Annotated in this window: 17 protein-coding genes and 2 pseudogenes; all 19 read right to left on the minus strand. The window is 36.7% G+C overall.

Annotated features, from left to right (window positions below):
• Positions 1-3 precede the first annotated feature (3 nt).
• Positions 4-1,890: a Z1 domain-containing protein gene (locus tag Q0X59_RS00985; protein ID WP_297642537.1), complete on the minus strand. Its 1,887-nt coding sequence runs from the start codon at positions 1,888-1,890 to the stop codon at positions 4-6.
• Positions 1,887-2,948: a restriction endonuclease PLD domain-containing protein gene (locus Q0X59_RS00990; protein ID WP_297642539.1), complete on the minus strand. Its 1,062-nt coding sequence runs from the start codon at positions 2,946-2,948 to the stop codon at positions 1,887-1,889. Before Q0X59_RS00990 ends, Q0X59_RS00985 begins: the two co-directional genes overlap by 4 nt.
• A 14-nt stretch (positions 2,949-2,962) precedes the next feature.
• On the minus strand, positions 2,963-4,069 hold the full coding sequence (locus Q0X59_RS00995) for a DNA cytosine methyltransferase (protein WP_297642545.1): 1,107 nt from the start codon (positions 4,067-4,069) through the stop codon (positions 2,963-2,965).
• An 8-nt stretch (positions 4,070-4,077) separates the two neighbouring features.
• Positions 4,078-4,245: pseudogene (locus Q0X59_RS06175) on the minus strand (helix-turn-helix transcriptional regulator); the annotation flags it as partial.
• A 517-nt stretch (positions 4,246-4,762) separates the two neighbouring features.
• Positions 4,763-5,455: pseudogene (locus tag Q0X59_RS01000) on the minus strand (type I restriction-modification system subunit M); the annotation flags it as partial.
• Between the two features lie 519 nt (positions 5,456-5,974).
• Positions 5,975-7,405 (minus strand): ATP-binding protein, encoded by a 1,431-nt coding sequence (locus Q0X59_RS01005; protein WP_196489656.1) that lies wholly within the window; start codon positions 7,403-7,405, stop codon positions 5,975-5,977.
• A gap of 301 nt (positions 7,406-7,706) precedes the next feature.
• The gene (locus Q0X59_RS01010) at positions 7,707-8,780 is read right to left on the minus strand and encodes an FAD:protein FMN transferase (RefSeq protein WP_297642551.1); all 1,074 of its coding nucleotides are present in this window, start codon (positions 8,778-8,780) and stop codon (positions 7,707-7,709) included.
• Between the two features lie 438 nt (positions 8,781-9,218).
• Positions 9,219-10,109 (minus strand): hypothetical protein, encoded by an 891-nt coding sequence (locus Q0X59_RS01015; RefSeq protein WP_297642553.1) that lies wholly within the window; start codon positions 10,107-10,109, stop codon positions 9,219-9,221.
• A gap of 263 nt (positions 10,110-10,372) precedes the next feature.
• Entirely contained in the window at positions 10,373-11,902 is a 1,530-nt protein-coding gene (locus tag Q0X59_RS01020; RefSeq protein ID WP_297642691.1) for an amino acid permease, read from the minus strand.
• A gap of 297 nt (positions 11,903-12,199) precedes the next feature.
• Entirely contained in the window at positions 12,200-14,824 is a 2,625-nt protein-coding gene (locus Q0X59_RS01025) for an ABC transporter permease (protein WP_297642693.1), read from the minus strand.
• A gap of 162 nt (positions 14,825-14,986) precedes the next feature.
• Positions 14,987-15,688 carry an ABC transporter ATP-binding protein gene (locus Q0X59_RS01030; protein WP_075523859.1) on the minus strand — a complete coding sequence of 234 codons (702 nt, stop codon included), beginning with the start codon at positions 15,686-15,688 and terminating at the stop codon, positions 14,987-14,989.
• A gap of 207 nt (positions 15,689-15,895) precedes the next feature.
• Positions 15,896-16,516, minus strand: a complete 621-nt coding sequence (locus tag Q0X59_RS01035) for a DUF5701 family protein (protein WP_297642555.1) — start codon at positions 16,514-16,516, stop codon at positions 15,896-15,898.
• A gap of 50 nt (positions 16,517-16,566) precedes the next feature.
• Positions 16,567-17,634 (minus strand): aspartate-semialdehyde dehydrogenase, encoded by a 1,068-nt coding sequence (locus Q0X59_RS01040; RefSeq protein ID WP_297642557.1) that lies wholly within the window; start codon positions 17,632-17,634, stop codon positions 16,567-16,569.
• A gap of 81 nt (positions 17,635-17,715) precedes the next feature.
• Complete coding sequence (locus Q0X59_RS01045; protein ID WP_075523862.1) at positions 17,716-18,285, minus strand: ACT domain-containing protein; 570 nt, start codon at positions 18,283-18,285, stop codon at positions 17,716-17,718.
• Positions 18,286-18,321: 36 nt separating this feature from the next.
• A complete protein-coding gene (locus Q0X59_RS01050) occupies positions 18,322-19,095 on the minus strand; it encodes an aspartate kinase (protein WP_075523863.1) in 774 nt (257 codons plus the stop codon).
• 302 nt (positions 19,096-19,397) lie between these two features.
• The gene (gene recR, locus Q0X59_RS01055; protein WP_075523864.1) at positions 19,398-20,006 is read right to left on the minus strand and encodes a recombination mediator RecR; all 609 of its coding nucleotides are present in this window, start codon (positions 20,004-20,006) and stop codon (positions 19,398-19,400) included.
• 2 nt (positions 20,007-20,008) lie between these two features.
• On the minus strand, positions 20,009-22,339 hold the full coding sequence (gene dnaX, locus Q0X59_RS01060) for a DNA polymerase III subunit gamma/tau (protein ID WP_297642560.1): 2,331 nt from the start codon (positions 22,337-22,339) through the stop codon (positions 20,009-20,011).
• Between the two features lie 130 nt (positions 22,340-22,469).
• Positions 22,470-22,856, minus strand: a complete 387-nt coding sequence (locus tag Q0X59_RS01065; RefSeq protein ID WP_297642562.1) for an Rv3654c family TadE-like protein — start codon at positions 22,854-22,856, stop codon at positions 22,470-22,472.
• Between the two features lie 149 nt (positions 22,857-23,005).
• On the minus strand, positions 23,006-23,371 hold the full coding sequence (locus tag Q0X59_RS01070; RefSeq protein WP_297642564.1) for a TadE family protein: 366 nt from the start codon (positions 23,369-23,371) through the stop codon (positions 23,006-23,008).
• Positions 23,372-23,373 lie beyond the last annotated feature (2 nt).

Raw genomic sequence — 23,373 nt, forward strand, 5'->3', positions numbered from 1 at the left:
TCTCTATTTCTCACCATTATAATAGACGACATTGCCCGGAAGTTTAATATTTGGTATCCATATTTTTTGATTATTCCATCCTTTTGAACCAGTGACTTTATACATCGTTAGGACAACTCTATCTTTAATAGAGTCACCAATGGCTCGATCATTCGGGGATAAAAGGGTACCAGTACCTTTCCCGATGTCTCTATTTCTACGAACAATCAAAGCGCCTTGCGAAAGCGAATTTTCAGCGATAAAAGTATTAATAAATCCTTCAAAGACGGATTCATTCCAATCATTTTCTTCAGATCCGGTTTGCTGAATAATCTTTTTTATTACATTTAAACTTACGCTATATTCACCATCATCAAAGGTAGACATTATATTATCAAGTGTCTCAACACTCTTATTGGTAGGATAGAAAGGAAAATAATTCACACCTCCCGAATAAACCTTAACCGTTTTATTATCCAATACGTTTTTCCTGGTTGGACGCAAGCCAGTTGGATAGTAAACCTTTATATCATTTCCATTCTTCTTATCCTCTATTTGAGCAATAATATTCTCATTCGTCTTATTGATATCCGAAAAAAGTTTAAATAGCTTCGGTGGCATAAAAACTCTCATCAAATCAGGGTCTCTGTCATATCCAAACATTCTCGAATGTTGCCACATTGTATCTGCCTGAGGATTTTTGGCCACTCTACAATAATAAATTGTTTGAAGTTTCGGGAAAGTAACGCCACGACCCAAACTATTACCACCGACAATAATATTATTACCTTTTTCGTATTGCGTATTTTCAGTATACGAAACACGAGAATTTAGTATGCATATGTTTATTTCATCATTTTCAATTTCTGTTACAATTTCTCTGTAGATCTCTTCAAACCTTACAATATCAACTTTTGTTTGCTGTAAGGAGTTATAGATTTGTAAGAAACTTTCTTTTGTCTCAGATTCTTCGTATGCCCCATTGAGTTCATTAATATAGGTTCCTATTTTTTCAGCAAACTTAGCATGTTCAGATGTTCTAAAGCTTGGATGTATTAGAAAGTTACACACCTCACCACCAGAAAGCTTTATATGTGCTGATGTAATTAAATATATCATCAAAGCCTGTTTTAACCCGTTTTCCGGAAACTCATCATCTGCCAATATTTCTGCCGACTCCGTGTTATCTGTCAAAATGACATGGGAATTTTCATCTTCTCCAAAGAAAAAATCTCCCCCTAAATAACCAATTCCAGGTTTAAAATAATAAATAAAATATGGTTTCCACATACTTTTTTTACTTTGAAGAAGTATAGATTGTGGAGTTCCCGTTACCTCAAGGTATATGCTGCTTGATGTAGTAAGCCTAATATCTTCTAAACACCTATTAATTTTACTTTGCTGATTTTTATTTACTTTAGTATTTAAACTTGCCGCATCTGCCTCATCATCTACAACAAATAAAGGATTTCCAACCACAAACTGTGTAGATGAGAGATTGTTCTTCCATTGTTGAAGTACATTCCCGTTTTTCTTTAGTACAATAACAGCCGGCTTTCTCATATTGTTATTCAAAAACTTAATATAATCATTTTCGTCGCAAACACAAAAATCGCATAAATCTTTTTCAGCTCTTTTAAATGTTTGTTGCTGAAGCATGATGTTATCCGTGGTAAGCAAAATAAATATTCCAAATCCCTCATCTGCAGCAGCACACATCAAACCAAACATATGACTTGTTTTACCACTTTGAACATCACCAAAAAGCAAGCCTACAACATGTTCTGTGTAAGAAAATTCAGTTATATAATTAGGGACTATATCATCAACTGTTTTTTTAATTGCTCGTGCAAGATCTACGCCTTTATTTTCACGGATTCTATTGAAATAATTTTCAAAATATTTTCTCATAGCTTCACCCCAAAATCCAAGTACCACGTATCCGGAATGGTTGTCTTTGTTAAAGTTATTGTATTGCGCCCATACTTTCTCAATGTCTCATTGGTGACAAGAGTCCCAACAGTGAGCGCCCCAGCGTTTTCTAAGCGACCTTTAATCCATTTTCCAAGAATTTTCAAATCGCCTTCCGAACGGAAATTCTTATTGAAATCACCACTTACTTTGCATTTGAATTTCCAACCATCATCCGTTATAACATCAAAAATCGCATTGGGAGTTCTTGATATGGGGTAACCCGGTTGCCCAGCAACTTGTTTCGGAACGATTAACTCAACTTCGTACCAGTGTCTTGGCTTTACTAGTCCGTTCTTTCCTATTCTTCCTTTTCCAAAAAAGACATTAAGGTTGCTTTGAGGTGAATTCTCTGCTCCTTTTATAGGAATCTCAAACGACATATTAGTCAGTGATGATATGCACTCAGCAACCCCTTCATGGTCAATTCTTTTAACATTTTCATGTTCTTCAAGTACAGTATTACTCTCATTAAACTTTTGGATATCACAATCACTCAAATTTGAAGTCGCAGTATTTTTTAGATCTACAATAAATTCATTAATTGCCTTGGCCTGATCCTTATCATCAACTAAAAATGACGTTTCATAAACTCTGCTTCCTCCGTCAACTATGCTTCCGAGATTGTTTGATCCTACAATTCCAGCATAAACACCATTTTCATTGCTATATGAATAAAGCTTTCCATGATATTTAAACGGGGTTACAAGTCGCACCTCTCCTTTGCCATTGTGCATTAAATAATCATTCAACCCTTTTGCAGCGTTATACTGTACATGAGTAAAATTTTCTAAATAGTGCATACCTATCATTAAGTTTACTTGTGATAATTCATCGTTTAATTCCACTATCTTTTGTAACTCTACAAGTGAATCTGAGGTAATATAGCCAACAGCAATATCCAGAGTTTTTGCATCTGCAAGAAGCTGATAAAAAGCATCTATAAAAGACGAACTTATAGTGCGTAGTGGCGGATAATTTGATTGCAATAATTCCATTCGACTTAATCCTCCTAATTCATCTGCTCCGATACGTATTCAAGCCGTTCTTTCACAGACATACTCTTCATATTTTCATATTCTGAATTAAGATCGACATGTTGGTAGTTTCCACTAAACAACGGAAGTAATCTTCTGGCAACTAAATTAACACCTTTTGGTGGAACAGCATTCCCTATTTGACGTCTAACCTCCGTAATATTCCCCTTAAATATAAAGTCATCTGGAAATGACTGTAATCTCGCTCGTTCTCTATTCGTCAATGCTCGTGGTTCAGGATAATGATAGCCCCATGTTCCACCACCACCTGATGCAATTATTGTTTTTGCTGGTTCATTTCTGGTTATTCTTCTATAAACGTGACTAATCATCCCTTTAACATAAAGAGGACTATCTTGTGGTATGTCTGTATAGTTCCCACCCTCTGGAATCAATTCCAGCATCTTTTTTGTTTTTTCCTTTATGTTAATTTTTTCGTTGTTATAGGGGACTTTATCTGCACCTTCTAATGCTTCTCCTGCAGTATAGTACGGTATTTTACCGTTTGGTCCGTGTGTTGGGAGTGGGTGGACAAAATTAAATCCTGTGTCAATACGAATCCCTACAAACAGCACTCGTTCTCTGAACTGTGGAACACCATATTCAGCAAAGTTATAAAGATGTGGTTTAACTACATATCCTGGTGTTATACTTTCAAAGTCTTTTACGATTGTTTCCATAGCTTTACCACCATTTGCAGTTAAAAGACCCTTAACATTTTCAGCTACAAAAGCTTTCGGTTTTTTTGCATCTACAAACTCTGCAAAATTTCTAAAAAGTCCCCCACGTTTTCCATTTAATCCAGGTTGTTTCCAGATTATGGAAAAATCTTGACAAGGAAATCCGCCAAGAACCATATCACATGACGGTATAGTCTTGTCAGTATATGGATTAATTTTTGTAATATCTTTAAGAGTGATTACATTCCCAAAATTAGCGCGAAAAGATTCAACAGCAGCTTCATCGAAATCGTTGGCCCATATTGTCTGATATCCTTCTTCATGAAAGCCAAGATCCAAACCCCCACAGCCAGAAAAAATAGATACTATTGTCGGTTTATATTTCTCCTTTACTCTTGGCATAACAGTAATCACTCCTCATTTTCAACCAGCTCTTTATTAACATCAAAATCTATATTATTGTCAGCACAGTAAGTATCTATGCGTTTCATAGCCCTTAGATTGGGCTTTGCTTTTCCTATTTCCCATCGGTTAACTGTTGCAAATGAAACACCTATTTCTTTTGCGAAATCTTCTTGGGTTAAATTTTGTCAAGCTAACTTTTTTATACTTTCTTGAAATTCCATATATAACCTCGCAAGCGGTATACTAGCATTTATATAACATTTATATGACCTTATACTATACTTCTTGCATTTTAAATCAATGTTTCATTACTATGATCCGCTTTTCTTATCAAAATACCCTTATGACGCATTTCCACTTTGGCCATTTTTCACTTGATATCAAACTGTTGACATACTTTCAAATAACTACTCTTTTGGTTAACTGCACACATTCACTTCGGTTTATATATACGTTTCCATGTAGCAATACGGGATGATTGCCCCTCGTTCGAAAACAAGACACCCCTGCGATAAACAACACACCCCCTTAAATCAAAACAGACACCCCTAAAAAAGAAAAAATCCAGCGTCAATTCACGCCGGACTTGCATTCACGTTCTTCTGTTTCGCAAGACTACAATAAGCCCTTATTTACAGTGTTCTTCTAAGCAGCAGCAACCAATCTTTGTATCATTTCCTGTAAAGTTATCTCATACACGTCCGAAATTCTTGATTTTCCAGTAGTTCCAAGACGCGTGAGCAGCATCGATACTTCTGCAGGCGTAAAGTATTCACCGCCAGACTTTCCAGCGTTAGAAGCGTACAAGCCCATCAAATATTCGTAAGCATCACCAAAAGCCTCAATCACATTGTTGCTTACACTGCCAAGTTTCATCTCACTAATCACTTGCAATAACTTCACAAAACGCTTATTGCGACCTTCAACAGTGTCTGCAAGCTTAATGTTATTCACATCATAATCTGAGAATAATCCCTTAAAATCACCAGACGAATCAGTGCCTTGAGAAGAAGCTTCAATATTGCGGAACACGCGACTCAAAGTTTCGTTTAGATTACTATCTTGAGGAGCACGCTTCAACACATTACAAAACAGTTCGCTAGGAAGTATAAAGAAACCTTTAGCAGAAATCATTTCGCTTCGAATAGACTCAGCATCTTCATCACTTATTTTCGCATAATCAAAGTTTGGATCTCCGCCTTCAGATTCATGCTCGTTTTTATTGATATAATCGCATAAATTTTCGGAGATGTAGCGATAAAACATAGTGCACAATACGTATGCTTTGAAGTCCCAGCCATCAACGGAACCTCGCAAATCATCAGCAATTTTCCAAATCGTGCGATGCAGCTCAGCGCGTTCTTCTTCTTTGCGAGTGTCCATTTTACTACTCCCCATTTGTGCAAACGTATACGCAATAATTAACATACGCAATAATTAACTAAGCGTTCTTTAATATTCTACTGTAAGCGCGCACAATAAACATTGCTAAACAATTCAGCATAACTAAACATAATTTTCTTCACTCAAGTATTTCATTCGCTTTTTTAGAAAGCGCATACCGAATAGGGCGCTCACCCACCGAATCAACCATTTCAAGCTCAATCAAACCGTTAAGCGCGCTAACAATCTTGTTTGCGATATTTTGTTTGCGCAATTTGGCTTATATACAAATAACGCATTTATTACAAAATGATTGCTTAGCTAACGTAACAATCTATTCTATACCGACATTTTGCCAAAATGAAGGCATAGCGTGCAAAAAATATTCATCTATACTGACATTTTTGCAAAACAGCACACAAATCCCACTTCGCAAATTTGAAAATTTTTTAATTTTGCGAAATGAGTGGATATTCATACAAGCCGCAGAATGTAATAAACACAAACCACTTCGCAACGCTACTTAAGCAGCCAATCAACGATGTTTTCGACACGAATTCCATCGTAATCATCATCTAAAGCCTTACTCAAAGTAATAACCAGCTTCTCATAATTATTCTGAATCTTGCGAAGCGGCTTTAACTCTCGCTCACGCACAGACTCATCCATCATGCTTTCAGTTACTTGAATATAAAGCTTTTCGGAAGAAGAAGTAGCAACAAAATCCACCTCCAAATTATCTATTTTGCCAATAGCAACATCATATCCGCGCCTTAAAAGCTCAAAGAACACAACATTTTCTAGCGCATGCCCTCTATCTCTATCCCTAAACCCGAGCAAATAATTACGCAACCCAATGTCAACAACGTAATATTTGCCAAGAGTGCGCAAATAATCCTTTCCTTTAATATCAAAGCGCTTAACATCGTAAAACATGTAAGATTCTTTTAACGCACCAATGTAAGCGGATATGGTTTGGGTTGCAGGTTTAGTGCCACGTACGCGCAAACCGCGAGAATTACTATCCGAAGAGTCAAAAATATTTTCCGAAGAAAGCGTATTGCACATAGAATTTAAAGACGTATTGTTCCCAATATTATCCGCCAAAAACATAATGATTTTTCTAAGAAGGTCTGCGTCTGTAATCTGTCTCTGCCCGCGACGCTTTGCGCGCTCGAGTATATCGCGAACTACTACAGTGGAATAAATTCCATCCAACAAAATCATTGCACTACTCTGATCAAAACCTGATTCTAAAGCAATATCGCAAATTGCAGGCATACCACCGTAACGCATATAAGCTGCAAACAAGTCAACAAGCTCTACACTATTACCATTCTTACTCACCGCTCTTTTTTTCAAATCGCCAAGCGGAGACTTATATTCTTCAATCGAATAATTCTGAAAATCAACGAACTCTTTGAACGAAAGCGGATACATTTTCACTTCCACATACCGCCCAGACAAATACGTTGAGTACTCCGAAGAAAGCAGATACGCATTAGAGCCAGTTATGTAAATATCACAATCAAAATCTACGCGAAACGAGTTAATTGCATCTTCCCAACGATCTATACGCTGTAGCTCATCAAAGAAAAGATACGTTTTTTTAGGAGGCTTAATACCAGAGGATTCAATCTTGCTTTTAACGTAATTGTACAAGTCTTTGTAGCTCATATCTTGAAACTCGAGTGACTCAAAGTTTATAGATATAATTTGATTTTGCTCAACTCCTGAATTAAGCAGGTACGATTGCATGAGTTTAAGCAGAGTTGACTTACCGCAGCGACGAATGCCGGTCACGACTTTTACAGGCTCTGTATCTTTGAAAGCTATAAGTTGATTAAGATAAATATCGCGATTTTTAATATTTTTGCCGACTATTGAATGGCGATTACTGCGCATCGAAATATTCGCGCTTCCAAGTAACTGATTTTGCGAATTTACCATAATAAGCCTCGACTCCACCTAAAAAATAGCAATTCTTAAAACAATGCTTATCTTGATTGCAAAGTCACAAAATTGCAAAATTATGGAATTGCAAGATTGCAAAATTACAAACTTTATGAGTTTTACAATCTTACGAATCTTATAAATATTATGACCTAAACTTTTATTTTCCACAAGTTTAAGTCATCAATAACCCAAACTTTTATTTTCCACAAGTTTAAGTCATCAATAACCTAACTTTGAGTCAAATCATTGCAAAGCGTGATAACGCATTAAGCAATGAGGCGATTAGATAGCATTATTAACTAAAAAAGTGTGCTGGGAATGCGCGCGTTTTTTTAACCGTGCAATTTGGCAGTATTACAGCAAACTCAGCTCTTGTAGTTTGCGCGATTTTTTGCAAATCATTTTCGGACGAAATAAATAAAGCTGTTGCGAGCGCATCCGCATAAGCAGTTGGATACTTACATGATTTTTCTGAAACATACGACCAGCTAGCTACGAGTTTTCCAGATGGGATACCGTCAATCGCGTTTAGAATATGATGCACTAGCAGACTTTCATTACAATATGTAACGTTCCAACGTTTTCTAGCAATAGAGGATGCACACACAGATCCACTTTTTACATGCGCTACTCCAACAGCTTGTGTTGTATCAAAAGGATTTTCAAGAGCAACTTTTAATTCTTGATTTTCATCTCTTAAACTCACTCGCATATCTCCGCCGGCATCAATCAGCACATCTGCTTTATTTTGCAACGATTCTAAAATCATGCTCATAATTAAATCCACTAAATACCCTTTGCCGATTGCTCCAAAATCTAGCTGTATAGGATGATCTATTTTAAGAGTAGTGCTATTTTTATCTCGAAAGATATTCGACCATTTCATAGGTGATACGCGCTTATAATTATCCCAATTATGCCAATCAGCTACGCGAGATACACCAGATGCACAAGATACACAAGATACACCAGCAGAATCTGCTTTAGCGCGCATATCACATTTATTTCGTGAAGTTTCAGGAAGAAATTGCACTGAATTATCGTAACCGAGTTCTAACAAATCAGCGCCAACACAAGCATCAAAAGTTCCGTTAGTTGCATCATAAAAATCATCGTAAAGATTAAATAATTCTAATGCCCAACACGGGAATCTAAACTCTCCACCATTTTTTGATTTTGCAATGGAAGATATAATCGAATCCTCACGAAACCTAGAGAACACGCGCTCATAATCGTCAATAAACAATCGCAGTTTATGCTGCAAGCTTGGGTTAATAGGCTCAGTACTATATAAAATAATCCCCGCACCAAGCGCTCGTTCAAACGCAATAACATGATTGAACTTAGCAGAATGCGCAAACTCCGTCATACTATCCCAAACTCCTAACGTATTAACTAAGCCACACACTTAAGCAAATTCATATACATAATTACGCGCATAGAAATAAATTACAATACTTAAACAAAATTCCAAACTCAATTAAATTCCAACACTTAAACAAACTTATGCACTTAATTAAAACACTAAACTTTAATCTATATAACTACTTAATAATAACTATAGTTTAATAATCTAACCTATATTGCAATGAAACATCCAACTATTTATATATGTAAAACATCACATATTGATACACGCAAAACATATTGTTTTACACATAAAACAAACATATAAAAAGAAGACTCCAACCAACAAGTTGAAGTCTTCTAATATTTAAAATTGCGATAGCGTTTATAACTGCATCACTACGAGAATAGCAGCCAACGCAATATACACAATTATTCTATTTTTTTGAAAAAGATATAACTAATTATTTCTTCTAATAGCATTTTTATTCAAAATAACTAATCCAGCAATCATGCAGCACAGAGCAGCTAACACAATAAACACAAAAACAGTAGAATCTCCAGTTTTTGTCAAATACGATTTTTTGTATTTAGAAGACTTAGATGTATCTGTTTTATTTTGTTTATTGTTTTGCAAATTATATCCAGCTTCATTAGAAGATTGGCAAGAGTTTTTATCGTTGCAACAAATCTTGCAATTATCAGTGCAATTTTTACCGTCTAAACCATTTTCTCCTTGCGGACCTTGAAGACCCTGAAGACCTTGTAAGCCCTGCTCGCCTTTTTCACCAGGATCACCCTTGTCACCCTTTTCTCCAGGATCGCCCTTGTCACCTTTATCACCTTTATCACCTTTTAGAACACCTAAATCAAGATCTTTACCAGTTCCATCAGCGAAAGTAATATGTAATTTTTTCTTATCGCCATCCTGCTTAACCTCTATGTTTACTACAGGAACCGGGTGATCTATTTTAAATTTGAATATATAAATAGTGTTATTAGATCCGCCATATAAAACATAGAATTTGTAATCGCCATTTTTAAATGATGCAGAATTTATTCCAACACTATTTCCAGAGGCACTACCTTTTGTAATTTTACCAGATGAATCCTCTATATTGTAGTTAATCCAGGTCAATGTACCTTTTTTAATTTCGAATCGGCTAGGATTTACACACACATTATTTTCAACTTTTTCGCAAGTAAAATGACCTATTTGTTCATTACCAATTCCATCTACATTTTTCCTAGTATAGTTATCTGCAAAAGCAGGACTTATTCCAACAGTTAAAGAAATCAACACTAATGCAACAGACAATATAGATGAAATTAAACTTACTCTCTTACTCATCTTTTGACCTCACTACTATGATATTCAAAAAACATGCAGCGGCAGGTTAAAAAAAAAAACGTAAAAAGTCAATAACGCTTTATGTATCTTCACGTTTTATACACATTCTTATACATATTTCATATATACATGTGTACGATTTATTTAAATAAATTCAATATTTTTGCCGTAATTTTTTAAAAACAGACACTCAATATTGCCAATACTTAAACAAAATTCCAAACAATTCCAACACTATTAAGTAAGTGATGACGATCATAAGCTCAACGTAAATGATTATTCTTAACTGCTTTAGCTAGATCACGATTCTGCCAACGCTGATGCAATGCACAATAGCCACCAAAAAGCACAAGCCAAATAAGTCCGCCGATTGCAGATCCGCGAGTATCGTCACTAATAAACAGCGTTATATAAACAAACGCAAAGAACGCAATCGTCAAAGAATCAAGCAACTTATAGTGCGGCATCAAGAAACCATTCTTCATAAAATCAGGGGATTTACGATACTTCATATGAGTCACCATAATCAAAATGTAAATCATGATTATTACAGCAGAAGAAGCAGAAGCAAACATTATAAACGCTCCGTGAACTCCTGGAATAGAATTTATAACAGGAGAAAGCAAAATTAAAGCAGAAGAGAATAATATTGCGCGAGCCGGAACCTTAGTTTTAGAAACTTTACTAAGCTTAGAAAGCAGTTGCGTTTGCGATTCTAACGCAATCTGATACATATGACGACCAGCAGAGTAAAGCAAAGAGTTAAGCGCAGAAGCAGCAGCAGTAATAACCACAAAGAAAACAAGCGCAGAAGCCCAATGTATTCCAGCATACTGGAACACCATAATGAATGGTGACATAAAAGTGCCTTCTGCATTCGTTGCCTTAAAACGCTGCCATGGAACAATAAGCATAATTGCCACTAGAGCACCAACGTAAAAAACAAGAATACGCGTGATTATCTCGTTTATAGCTTTAGGCAAAACTTTACGAGGATTCTTAGTTTCAGAAACAGTCACGCCTACAAACTCAATAAGCTGATACGCATAGAACACCATTTGGAAGCTCATTAAGAACGCAACCCATCCATTTGGCATAAGCGAAAAATTATTGAAAATATTATCTAAACCAACATGACCAGCAGGATTTATAACGCCACCGTGAATCTTTGTTGCAGGATAATGGTACCCAATTACAACCATCACAATTGCAGTAGCTATAAGTGCCACTATAAGCGTGATTTTAATCATTGAGAACCAAAATTCTGTTTCACCAAATAGTTTCACAGCTATTAAGTTAATAGAAACTAAAATTGCCAAAAATGCGACTTCTATTAACCATTTCCAATTACTCACATCAATATTAAAAGTTTGGAAAAATGTTACGCAATATGTACTAACAGCTGTGATTTCGCTCATTCCAATTAGTACTAACACCATCCAATACGACCATCCAGCAAAATTACCCCATCCTTTTCCAAGATGACGCGTAATAAAACTGATGAAAGTGTGCTGATTAGGATCTTTATACATAAGCTCGCCGATGGCACGCATCAGCAAGAACATAATAAAACCAACAATAATATAAACAAATACAATACTTGGACCTGTTAAACTAATGGATTTTCCAGAGCCAAGGAATAAGCCAGTACCAATCGTGCCACCTATAGCAATAAATTGCACATGGCGCTTTGTAAGACTTCGCTCCATTTTGTTACTAGATTCATCACTTACGGATTCATCGCTTGCGGATTCGCTAGAAGATCTATAAGAACTAGATGAAGTATCAGACAAATTATTAGATGAAGTACCAGATAGAGTATTAGATGGAATATTATTTGTTTGCACGGCAGAAGATTCCATATTGTTAGAACCATCTTTTAAGCCACTATCGACCATACCGCTCATCAGCATAACTCCATTCTTTATTTACTCACGAAATTTTAATTTTATCGTCACCCTTAACTATTTTCTAAGAATATTCACTAAGACTTTTTGATAAAACTTCCAACAAAGACTTTTTACAAGACTTTTTACAAGACTTCTAAGAACTGGACTATTCGTCAAAACCATCCACCAACTCAAAACCAATCACTCAACACTTTTAAGCGAACTAACTGGATCAATTCGATCTAAAGCAGGATTAGTTGACAATTGAACTATTAAAGCGAATACAAGCGTAGCAAATCCTGCAATAAAGTAACTCAATGCAGATACTTCAACTTCAAAATACAAAGACGGCATACGTAAAGCACTAGTAAGCAAACTTGCAATAACTCTGCCTAAAGGCAAACCGACTAAAATTCCAATAATAGTTAAAGTAAGCATCTCTTTATGCACATAAGCATGCACTTCTCGCTTATAAAAACCTAGAACTTTTAAAGTTGCCATTTCACGAGTACGTTCAGAAATATTAGTACTTGCAAGCGTAAACAACACAGCTAAAGCTAAACCAGCAGCAAGTGTAACTATAAGACCAACTACAGCATTCATTAAATCAAAACTAAAATCACGCTTCATTCTAGTAATATTCATTACTGAAAGAACACCATCAAAATCAGCAAACTTTTCAGCATATTTTATTTTCATATCGTCATCTCCGCGCAAACGAAGAAGAAAAGCATTTTGATTTAATTTCTCACTATCTTTAACTCCAAATATGCGCTTGTAACAATTAGAAGTCATATACAAGTTAGAACCAATAAGATTACGAACAATAGCTCTCACTGGCACTTTTGCACGCTTAAGAGAAACATTAGTTATAGAAATAACGCTGCCGCGAGAAATATCTAATGAAGCTGCAGCACTTTGAGAAAGTAATGGAGCATCATCGTTAAGCTCAATATTTTTCAAATTATTATCAACATCTTGCAACTTCACTATTTTAGACAAAGTATTTACATCTTTGACTACAATCATTTGAACGCTCTCAGAATCTTCAACACCACGATTCTTAGATTTATCATTTGACTTATCAGAATACGATTTAGAAATTTCTCCAGAACTCACGTACGCTGGAAGCATAGTTTCAATAAGATTTTTAGAATAATCTTCATCGACTATTTTCTTCATATTTGTAAATGAATCCGGAGCAGAAATAGAAATCATATCATACTTGTAGATTCCATCATATTGTCTAATACCTAAAGTCGCTACAGTATCATTCAAAGCTAAAGCACACAATATGAGTGCAGTGCAACCTGCAACTCCTCCAATAGTCATGCATAAGCGACCTTTAAAACGAGCCAAATTGCGTATAGCTACTTTATTTAAGAAACTAAGTCGATTCCATATGAATGGCAATCTTTCAAGTAATACGCGAGCGCCAGCTTTTGGCGATTTAGGACGCAATAAAGACGCTGGAACTTGCTTTGTTTCTCTCCAACTCACAATTATTGTGCATATTGCAACAGGCACAACAAACGCGAGCACACACAAAGATCCATATAACCAATCGTATCTGAGAGTTACTCCCGGAACTGTATACAAGCCACGCAAAATTTTAAGCAATAACGATGGTATAGCCAAAAAGCCCACAATATCGCCAATCCCACCGCCTATAAAGCAAGCAAAAATAGCGAAGAAAGCGTGCCTGGTAACAGCAGCTGACCGTCCGTATCCCAAACTTAAATAAGTGCCAATCAATCCTCGCTCTTCTTCAACCATTCGAGCCATAGCAGTTAAGCTCATCATCATAGCAACTACGAGAAAAACAGCAGGGAAAGCGTAACCGAGAGATTGTATTGATGCCACATCGGATCTCAAACTTGCATAACTACCATTCGATATTCGAGTAATAATATGCCATCTGGCTTGAGGTACTCTTTTTTCTACTTCTTTTTTAATATTTTCACGAATCTGATTACGACTATTTTCAATTATTGAATGAGGTGCGTTTTTAAGAGCCGGAATTTTAGCTATAGCTTTATTCACTTCCGCATCCGTATACTCATCAATTACTTGCTTGCGGCGCGCGCTTTCACGCTTTGTTTTCACAAAATCGTTGATCTGCTCAGATGCCTTTTCAACAATATTCCTATAAGATTGCGAAAAAGTATTAACTTTGTGAGATTCATTTAATTTCACAAATATTGACGTATACACACAATCCTTCGAATCTTTAGGCACATTATACGTAAAAACTTTATACCTTGAAGTTACAGAGCCACGAAAAGCTTTAGATTGATATCCGTTTGGATTATTCAAATCATCACTATCAAGAACGCTGCCTACAATACGCAACTTGTAATTTTCAGAAGATTTTTCATCCTTTTTTATATTCACTTTGATCATATTGCCAATATGCAATCCGCTATCATGCAAAAAACGTTGCGTCACAACAGCTTCAAAATCGCCTTTAGGCATATTCCCTTGTAACAAATGCAAGCGATTCATATTTTTATTAGCGTGATTATATTGAATAAGATTCGTTGCATACAAAGAAGTTTCATCATGCAGCGGAAAAGTAGTAGCTTTCCAAGATTTTTCTGTATCTACTTCTTTTACACTAGGCAATTTACTAACTGAATCAACATCTTCTTTCGTTAATCCTAATGTAGACACAATCTGTAAATCATAAGAATTAAGCTTGTTATACATATCGTTAGCGCCAAGAAGCATATCGTTGCACCCAGCATAGATGCCAGTCATAACAGCAACGCCGAGCATAGCTATAACAGCAAGCACGCAAAATCTCCGCCACTCGTGCAACCACATACGAACAGCGCTAATAAAGACTATTGGTAAAATCGAGTGAGTTCTTTTATTTTTATTAGATTTTTTACATTCACTTTTATTAGATTTTTTACATTCACTTTCGCGACTTGTGATCTTATCTTCTGATTTCTGATTTCGTTGACTCTCGCTACACATTGCATATCACCACTCAATATCTGCAATTGCAGTAGGATTTTCTTGCACAGTTTCACTTATTACTTTTCCAGAACGAAAACGCACGACTTTATGCGCCATCGGTGCAATTGCAGCATTATGCGTAATAATCAACACAGTCATGCCTTCTGTTTTGCAAATATCTTGCAATAATTGCAAAACTGCTTTACCTGTTTCATAGTCTAAAGCGCCAGTAGGTTCATCGCACAACAACAGTTTAGGCTTCTTTGCTAAAGCGCGAGCGATAGATACTCGCTGCTGTTCGCCACCCGAAAGTTGAGAAGGAAAATTATTAAGTCTATTTTCCAAACCAACATCAATAAGAGTTTGAGCTGGATCAAAATGATTCGCACAAATTTGAGATGCTAGTTCAACATTTTCCAAAGCAGTCAAGTTTGGAACAAGATTATAAAATTGAAAAACAAATCCTATATCTTCACGACGATACTTAACTAAACCTCTAGCGTCGAGCTTAGTTATATCGCGATCGCCAACCATAACTTTACCGCTTGTTGCAGTATCCATTCCACCTAAAATATTTAGTGCAGTAGTTTTGCCAGCGCCTGATGCCCCAAGTATTACAGTAAGCTGACCTGCTTCAGCTGTAAAACTAGCATCGTCAAGAGCACGAACAGCACTAGAACCAGATGGATACTCCTTAACAACATGATCAAACGTTATATAAGACAATCTACCCTCGCTACTATTTAGTTATAAGTTATAAGTTATAAGTTATAAGTTTCAGTTTCAATTTCAGTTTAAGTTTCAATAATTTGAAAACATATTTTGCGAACAGTCAACCCACTACAATATTACTAAAATTATTGCACAAACACACTATTATAAGAATCAAAAATACTAATAAACAGTATGTAAACAGTATGAATTGCAATACTTTTAACGGAAAAGTGAAACTCCTCTGCGAGCCATGCAATAAGCATTACCAAGCCAAGTATGACGAGAGTTAGGCCACACAGCGCCCAATCGTGGAGCACCTTGACTCATCCAAATACTAGGAACACGACCATCTGTGCTTCTAGATCCTAAAAGATTAAAACCACTTTTATCTTCTAGCCAATCCGGATGCTGCGTAACAATTGCCAATCCTTCTTCAAGAGTAAGTGGCAAACGCTCATCCGAATCAATAAGTTTACGAGCTACATCTGGCTCTCTGTTCACATAAGAAGTACCAACATGCGGATCAATAGCAACATAAAACGGCCCTTCAGGAGGCTCAAATCCATCATGAGGTAGAAAACTAGCAATATCTCGAGGAGGCATAGTTGTAAAGCCTGCCATTCGATCAATACTTGTTCTAGAAATTAGCGATTCTGGAGAAACCAGTTCACGAGTAGGGACTAAAAGTATATTAGTTCCTAAATCACTTCGCTCAAGCGCACGCAACAAAGGTTGAGCTAGAGCACTAAAAGCAGCAGCACTGATATCTGCAACATCCGGATATCCAAGTGCCACTATTCGATCAAGCTGCTGCTGTATTTCTTCAGATGCTATTGACATAATTTACAGTTTACGCAAAATCTTTCACAATCGCGAGGCAAAAAATCTCATCAATCTATAAAATTGCGTTTCTTAGCAACAATTTCCGCCAATTGAACAGCATTCAAAGCAGCGCCTTTACGCAAATTATCGTTAGTAATAAACATAGCTAATCCGCGTTTTCCTTCTACAGCTTGATCTTGACGAATTCGCCCAACATAACTTGCAGATTTCCCAGCAGCCAATTGTGAAGTAGGAATATCGTTAAGCTCAACTCCAGATGCATCTTTCAAAACTTCACGAGCCATATCGGGTGTCACATTATGCTCAAACTCAGCATTAACGCTCATACCGTGCCCTGTAAATACTCCAACGCGCACGCACGTGCAAGACGCAACTAGTTTTGGTAAGTGTAAGATTTTGCGACTTTCATTACGCAACTTTTGCTCTTCATCTGTTTCTTCTGAACCATCATCAACTATTGCACCAATAAACGGAACTACATTAAATGCAATTGTTCGAACGACTTTATTAGGCTCTGGGAACTCAATCGCACTTCCATCAAAAACTAATTTATCTGCACCTTGATCTAATGCAGCTTGAGCTTCATTCATCAATTGCAATACGCCAGCGCGACCTGCGCCTGAAACAGCTTGATAGGAAGACACTATTAAACGCTTCAAACCAAAAGAATCAGAAAGTGGCTTCAACACGGGCATTAAAGCCATAGTTGTGCAATTAGGATTTGCGACTATCCCATTTTCAATCGTATCTAAATCTTCAGGATTTACTTCAGCAACTACCAAAGGAACATCATTATGCATACGCCATTGAGAAGAATTATCTATTACAATTGCACCAGCTTTAGCGAATTTAGGTGCCCAAATTTTTGAAGTGCCACCACCTGCAGAGAAAATAGCAATATCAATTCCACTCAAATCTGCTTTCTCTACGTCTTCTACAACAACATCTTTGCCACGATATTTCAAAACCGTGCCTGCAGAATGCGCAGAAGCAATAAAACGCAAATCTTTTATAAGAAAATCACGCTCGTCAAGCACACGACGCATTACCATACCAACTTGACCGGTAGCACCCAATATCGCTAGATTAACGCCCGTTTCATTGATAATCGTCATCTTACTTCTCCTTATATTCTTTCTCTTTTAATAATGATTATGCAAATAATTTACGGCAATATATTGAAATTCACGAAAATATTAACGGCCACTTCCACCATAAACAACAGCTTCAATTTGATTAGCATCCAAACCGTATGCCGTATGCAAAGCACGAACTGCTTCATCTAATTGATCAACAGGAACAAGTGCAGCAATGCGAATTTCTGAAGTAGAAATCATAAGCGTATTTATTCCACTCTCACTCAATGCTGTAAAGAACGTGGCAGCAAGACCGGAATGAGTTTTCATTCCAACGCCAACAACTGCAACTTTGCCAACAGTAGGATCAACATCCATAGAAGTGAATTTAAGATCATCACGAGCTGCTTGTAAAACACTACGAACCGCTTCAAGAGATGAGCTAGGCGCAGAAAGAGAAATATCAGCTGTTCCTGTAGATGCGCTTGCTTGAGCAATCATATCAATATTCGCATTCGCTTTTGCAAGAGTTGTAAACACTTTTGCAGCCATTCCAGGAACATCAGGAATACCACGAACTGTAATCATAGATTCACTTCGATCGTGAGCAACCCCCGAAATAATAGGCGTTTCAACTCCCAAATCTGGAAATAAATCGCCCATAGTAGAACGAATATCCTGATTTACCATTATTACCGTCCTTATATTTAATTTCTCTTAATGTTATCAATTATTTTTATTCAAATTAGGCAAATTATTTAAATCAACATTATTAGGAACAATCAGAGTGCCATTTCTATGCGAGAACGAACTCCTAACATGAAGAGGCATGCCAAATCGCTGAGCATACTCTACACAGCGCAATGCAAGCACACGAGAACCACAAGAAGACATTTCTAACATGGAATCATAATCAATAACAGGAATACGTTTAGCAGTTGGAACAATACGAGGATCTGCTGTAAAAACGCCATCAACATCCGTATAAATTTCGCAAATATCAGCGCCTAAAGCAACAGCAAGCGCAACAGCAGATGTATCTGATCCACCTCGTCCAAGAGTAGTATCATCACCAACTTCACTAATTCCTTGAAATCCAGCAACAATCGCCACACTACCTTTACTTAACGCTCTTCGTACGCGATCTGGTTTTACTGCACGTATATGAGCAGCACCATATTGAGTATCTGTTATAAACCCTGCTTGAGAACCTGTGAAAGAGTAAGCATGAGAACCTTGCGCGTGTATTGCCATAGCAAGTAAACTCATAGAAATTCTTTCGCCTGCTGTCATAAGCATATCCATTTCGCGTGCAGGCGGATGAGCATTAACACTTAACGCTTGATCAATTAAATCGTCTGTTGTATCTCCCATTGCTGAAACAACAACTGCAACATCATGTCCTTCAGATTTAGTGTCGAGAATACGTTTAGCCACTCTTTTTATGGCATCAGTATCTGCCACGGAAGATCCACCATATTTTTGTACGATAAGTGCCAATTTTTAACTCCTTGACCTTTACGCCTGCAAAATACAATACATCAAGCATTTTGAAACGACTCTTTGATAGTCAGACTACCAACAATGCTCTATTTATTTTTCTAAAAATAAATACTTTATTTAATAAATTTCTAAAAATAACTAGGAAAGCCAACTAAAGATATAACTATAAAAAGAAAAATATAAAAACTATAAGAAAACTATAAAAAGAAATAGAAAACTAGAAAGAGATGACTAGAAAAAACAGTTGCACAAACAAAAAACATACAGTCGCACAAACAATCACACAATCACACAATCAATCAAACAGATTGTCTACCTGCAAAAGCGCGAGACAAAGTTATTTCATCTGCGTATTCTAAATCTCCACCAACAGGCAAACCACTTGCAAGCCTAGTAACACTTATTCCAAGCGGATCAAGCAATCTAGCTAAATATGTAACTGTAGCTTCGCCTTCAATATTTGGATCTAAAGCCAAAATAACTTCTTTAACACTAGGATCTTTAAGTCGTTCTAGCAATTGCGTAATATTCAAATCAGCAGGTCCAACATTTGCCATTGGATTTATTGCTCCGCCTAACACATGATAAACTCCAGAATACTCATGCGTACGCTCGATACTCATAATATCTTTTGGCTCTTCAACAACGCAAATTTTCGTATGATCTCTACGCGGATCTTCACATATCATGCAAGGACTTTTCTCACACACATTTCCACAAACATCGCAAAATCGCACACTTTGCTTTACATCATCAATTGCTTCAATTAAAGCTTGCACTTCGGAATCTGGTTCAGAAAGTATATAAAATGCTATTCTTTGAGCGCCTTTAGGACCGATTCCCGGCAAATGCGAAAAAGCGTCTATAAGACGACCAATCGCGCCATCATAAGACGATGCATTGCGCAATTTTATTTCTCCTTAGAACGATTATTTTTGGAGGATTTCTTTTTAAGAAGATTTATTGGATTCTGCGAATCTTCAGAAGAAAATTCACGAACTTCTTTAACTTCAAACATTTTTTCTATTCCCTCTTCATCAATTCCAGAAACGCTTTCCAATTGACGATCTTCTAATGAATATTCGTATAAATCATCTAAAGAAGAACTTGAATTTTGATTAACTGTATTAGACGAATCCGATTCTGAAGATTTTGAAGACTTTAAGGATTCTGTAGACTCTTTAGACTCTGCAGAGTATGCAGCGTATGCAGAGTCTTTCCCAATAGAATCACCAAACTTCATGTTTTTTCTATAGTTATTGCTATTTTCGCGATTCGCACTATTTTCGGCATTATCGCTTATGACGCGAGTTTCGCGGCTTTCGTGATAATTATCCTCGCGAGAATAATTACTCTCCCGAGAATAATTGTTATTATTTAAATCTTCATTACTTGAGACGTTATATGCATTATCATGATTCACGTTATTTACAGTATTTACGCCCAATACAGGCATAGATGAAACATTCTCCCAAGCATCATTTGAATCTAATATAGTTCTAATTTCTGCAGTATTATTAGATTCCGCCGATGCTGCATAGCCATCAGCGCTATGAAAATTTGATTCCAACTTTTCATCTTTTTGCTTAGTGTTATCGTGAACACTAAGAGATGAGGATCCAAATCCTGTAACAGAGCCAGCTCTACGCATAAGCACTTCGCGCTTAACTTGACTGAGTCTTTCTGAAGACATCTTAGTTACAACTTCTACAGTTTCTCCATCAGATGTAACAGAATCTGGAGCAATCATGCAATTTTCACCAAACTCGCGTTTAACAGCATTCATTACAACAACGGGAACTTTTTGACCTTCATAAGGGTCAGTCGTACATATAGCGAGCGCAAAAGCATATTGACTTATAGGCTTATTAAATGTCAATACAAGTCTTTGCTTGTTATTAGCAGATTGCACAAGACGAACTTTAGTAACAAAATCCCTAGATACGTATTCTTTTACATCTTCAGGTAAAGATGAAACAACGTTATCCCACATCTCATCTGTACTTAATTGTTTCTTGGAAGGTTGAGTTGAAGAAACTTTAGGCTCAGACGCAATTTGTTTCCGCTGCTTTTGGACGAATCCACTTGGCTTTTTCTCCTGAATTTTATGCGAGTCTTTAGAGGATGAAAGACGATCTTCTTTTTCGCACAACAACCGCGACATAAGAATTTCCAAATTCATACGAGGAGAAACAGCACTTGACATTTCACTTAATGCAGAATTAGTCATTTGCGCCATTCGAGATAAATCAACAAGATCTAATTTTTCAGATTGGCGCTTTAATTGCGTCAATTCATCAGGCGCTAAATCATTCAACAATGAAGAAGTAGCTTTTACTCCAGCAGAAACTACAAGTAGCAAATCGCGCATTCTCCCTAGCAAATCTTCCACAAATTTACGAGAATCAAATCCGCTAACAATTACTCTACTTACTAAATCATAAAGTTTCGCACCATCATGATCTATTAAAGCATCTATTACTTCACCAATAAGTGAGCTAGGAGTAAAACCTAATAGTGCAACAGCAGAATCCAATGAAATTTTTCCATCTACCGCGCATAACATAAGCTGATCTAGAATCGAAAGAGTATCTCGCATAGATCCTCCACCTGCTCGCATAGCTAGACGCAATACTCCAGGCTCTGATTCTATTTTCTCTTTCTTGCAAATTTCTTCCAAATAAGGACCCATTATCTCCGGAGGAACTAGCCTAAAAGGATAATGATGCGTACGAGAACGTATAGTACCAATAACTTTATCTGGCTCAGTAGTTGCAAATATAAACATAACATGCTCAGGAGGCTCTTCAACAATCTTAAGTAGAGCGTTAAAACCTTGCGGAGTGACCATATGAGCTTCATCGAGTATAAAAATTTTATATCTATCTCTTGCTGGAGCAAAACCTGCACGTTCACGCAATTCACGAGCATCATCAACACCGTTGTGGCTTGCAGCATCGATTTCTACAACATCTACAGACCCAGATCCGCCAGTAGCTAAATCTTTACAACTCTGGCATTCTCCACAAGGATGAGATGTAGGACCTTTTTCGCAATTTATGCAACGAGCCAAGATTCGAGCGGAGCTTGTTTTTCCACATCCTCTCGGACCTGAAAACAAATATGCATGCGTAATTTTCCCTTGATCAAGCGCTCTACACAATGGAATAGTAACTTGATCTTGCCCTATAAGACCATCAAATGTGTCTGGACGATACCGTCTATACAATGCAAGAGCCATAACTAACCTACCGCCACCTGACTTTTAATAACCTACAACTATTCAAGACTAGCAGAATCCACCACCGTAAAACTCGTATGAAAATCAGAGTCTAAACAGAATCCAATCAGAATTTTAGATATCAACTCGACTAATCATCACATGAAACTAATCCAGCTTTTACTGTATCAACAATTTTAGGTATAAACGGTATTTTAGTTTGTACACTCACAGTTATTGTCACATCATCATTTTCAGATTTACAAGATTCCATAGTTACATTATTCGCATTAACAATATTTTTAACAACATCGCACGCACCGCCTTCTAACTTTTGCAATACTTTTACTCCAGATAACACTGCAGAGGAAGAAACTGCGTGAACTCTATGCTTTTCAATCAATATATATCCAATATTTACCGAAAGAATAAGCATTGAGCAGACGATGATAATCAACCCTACCCCCAAAATAGTCCCCGAACCATCATCTGCTCGATGCACCCATTTACTCAAACAAAGCTTAGCTAATTTACGCAATTTTCAACACTACTCCATGCACACCTGAGCTTATTTACTCTCTAGAACAGGGATCAAATAAGCAAAACACTACTCCACGCACACCTGAACTTATGAATACTGTTATTGAATGTTTTATAACCAAAAGCTACGGAAATATATTTAACTATTTAAGTAACAATTTGCTTAATATCACTGTGCACTACTGTTGGTAAAACATGCATAGGGTCTGGAATAACAGGACAACTTACTGAAATATCAACATTGTTACCATATTTTTTTAATTTCAAACTTGCGTCTGAACCAGCAACTCTATGAACAATATCTTCAAGAGAAGTACCATCATTATATGCAACTAAATGATAAGCAACTTGTCTTGCAGCACCATGACAATTCATTGAGCATACAACAGTTCTACCGACACCTAATAATATTAAAGCAACGACTATTGCTGCAGGTAAAACTACAGAAAACTCCGCAGTAACAGCTCCATAATCATAAGATCCAAAAAACATTTTCAACTTATTTTCTGCCAATA

Origin of the sequence: uncultured Gardnerella sp. (genome assembly GCF_947280595.1) — a bacterium.
GTDB classification, from domain to species: domain Bacteria; phylum Actinomycetota; class Actinomycetes; order Actinomycetales; family Bifidobacteriaceae; genus Bifidobacterium; species Bifidobacterium vaginale_A.

Excerpts from the sequence above, each read along its gene's own strand:
- Q0X59_RS00985 (WP_297642537.1), bottom strand. The coding sequence starts at position 1,890 with ATGAGAAAATATTTTGAAAATTATTTCAATAGAATCCGTGAAAATAAA.
- Q0X59_RS00990 (WP_297642539.1), bottom strand. The coding sequence starts at position 2,948 with ATGGAATTATTGCAATCAAATTATCCGCCACTACGCACTATAAGTTCG.
- Q0X59_RS00995 (WP_297642545.1), bottom strand. The coding sequence starts at position 4,069 with ATGCCAAGAGTAAAGGAGAAATATAAACCGACAATAGTATCTATTTTT.
- Q0X59_RS01005 (WP_196489656.1), bottom strand. The coding sequence starts at position 7,405 with ATGGTAAATTCGCAAAATCAGTTACTTGGAAGCGCGAATATTTCGATG.
- Q0X59_RS01010 (WP_297642551.1), bottom strand. The coding sequence starts at position 8,780 with ATGACGGAGTTTGCGCATTCTGCTAAGTTCAATCATGTTATTGCGTTT.
- Q0X59_RS01015 (WP_297642553.1), bottom strand. The coding sequence starts at position 10,109 with ATGAGTAAGAGAGTAAGTTTAATTTCATCTATATTGTCTGTTGCATTA.
- Q0X59_RS01025 (WP_297642693.1), bottom strand. The coding sequence starts at position 14,824 with ATGTGGTTGCACGAGTGGCGGAGATTTTGCGTGCTTGCTGTTATAGCT.
- Q0X59_RS01035 (WP_297642555.1), bottom strand. The coding sequence starts at position 16,516 with ATGTCAATAGCATCTGAAGAAATACAGCAGCAGCTTGATCGAATAGTG.
- Q0X59_RS01040 (WP_297642557.1), bottom strand. The coding sequence starts at position 17,634 with ATGACGATTATCAATGAAACGGGCGTTAATCTAGCGATATTGGGTGCT.
- Q0X59_RS01045 (WP_075523862.1), bottom strand. The coding sequence starts at position 18,285 with ATGGTAAATCAGGATATTCGTTCTACTATGGGCGATTTATTTCCAGAT.
- dnaX (WP_297642560.1), bottom strand. The coding sequence starts at position 22,339 with ATGGCTCTTGCATTGTATAGACGGTATCGTCCAGACACATTTGATGGT.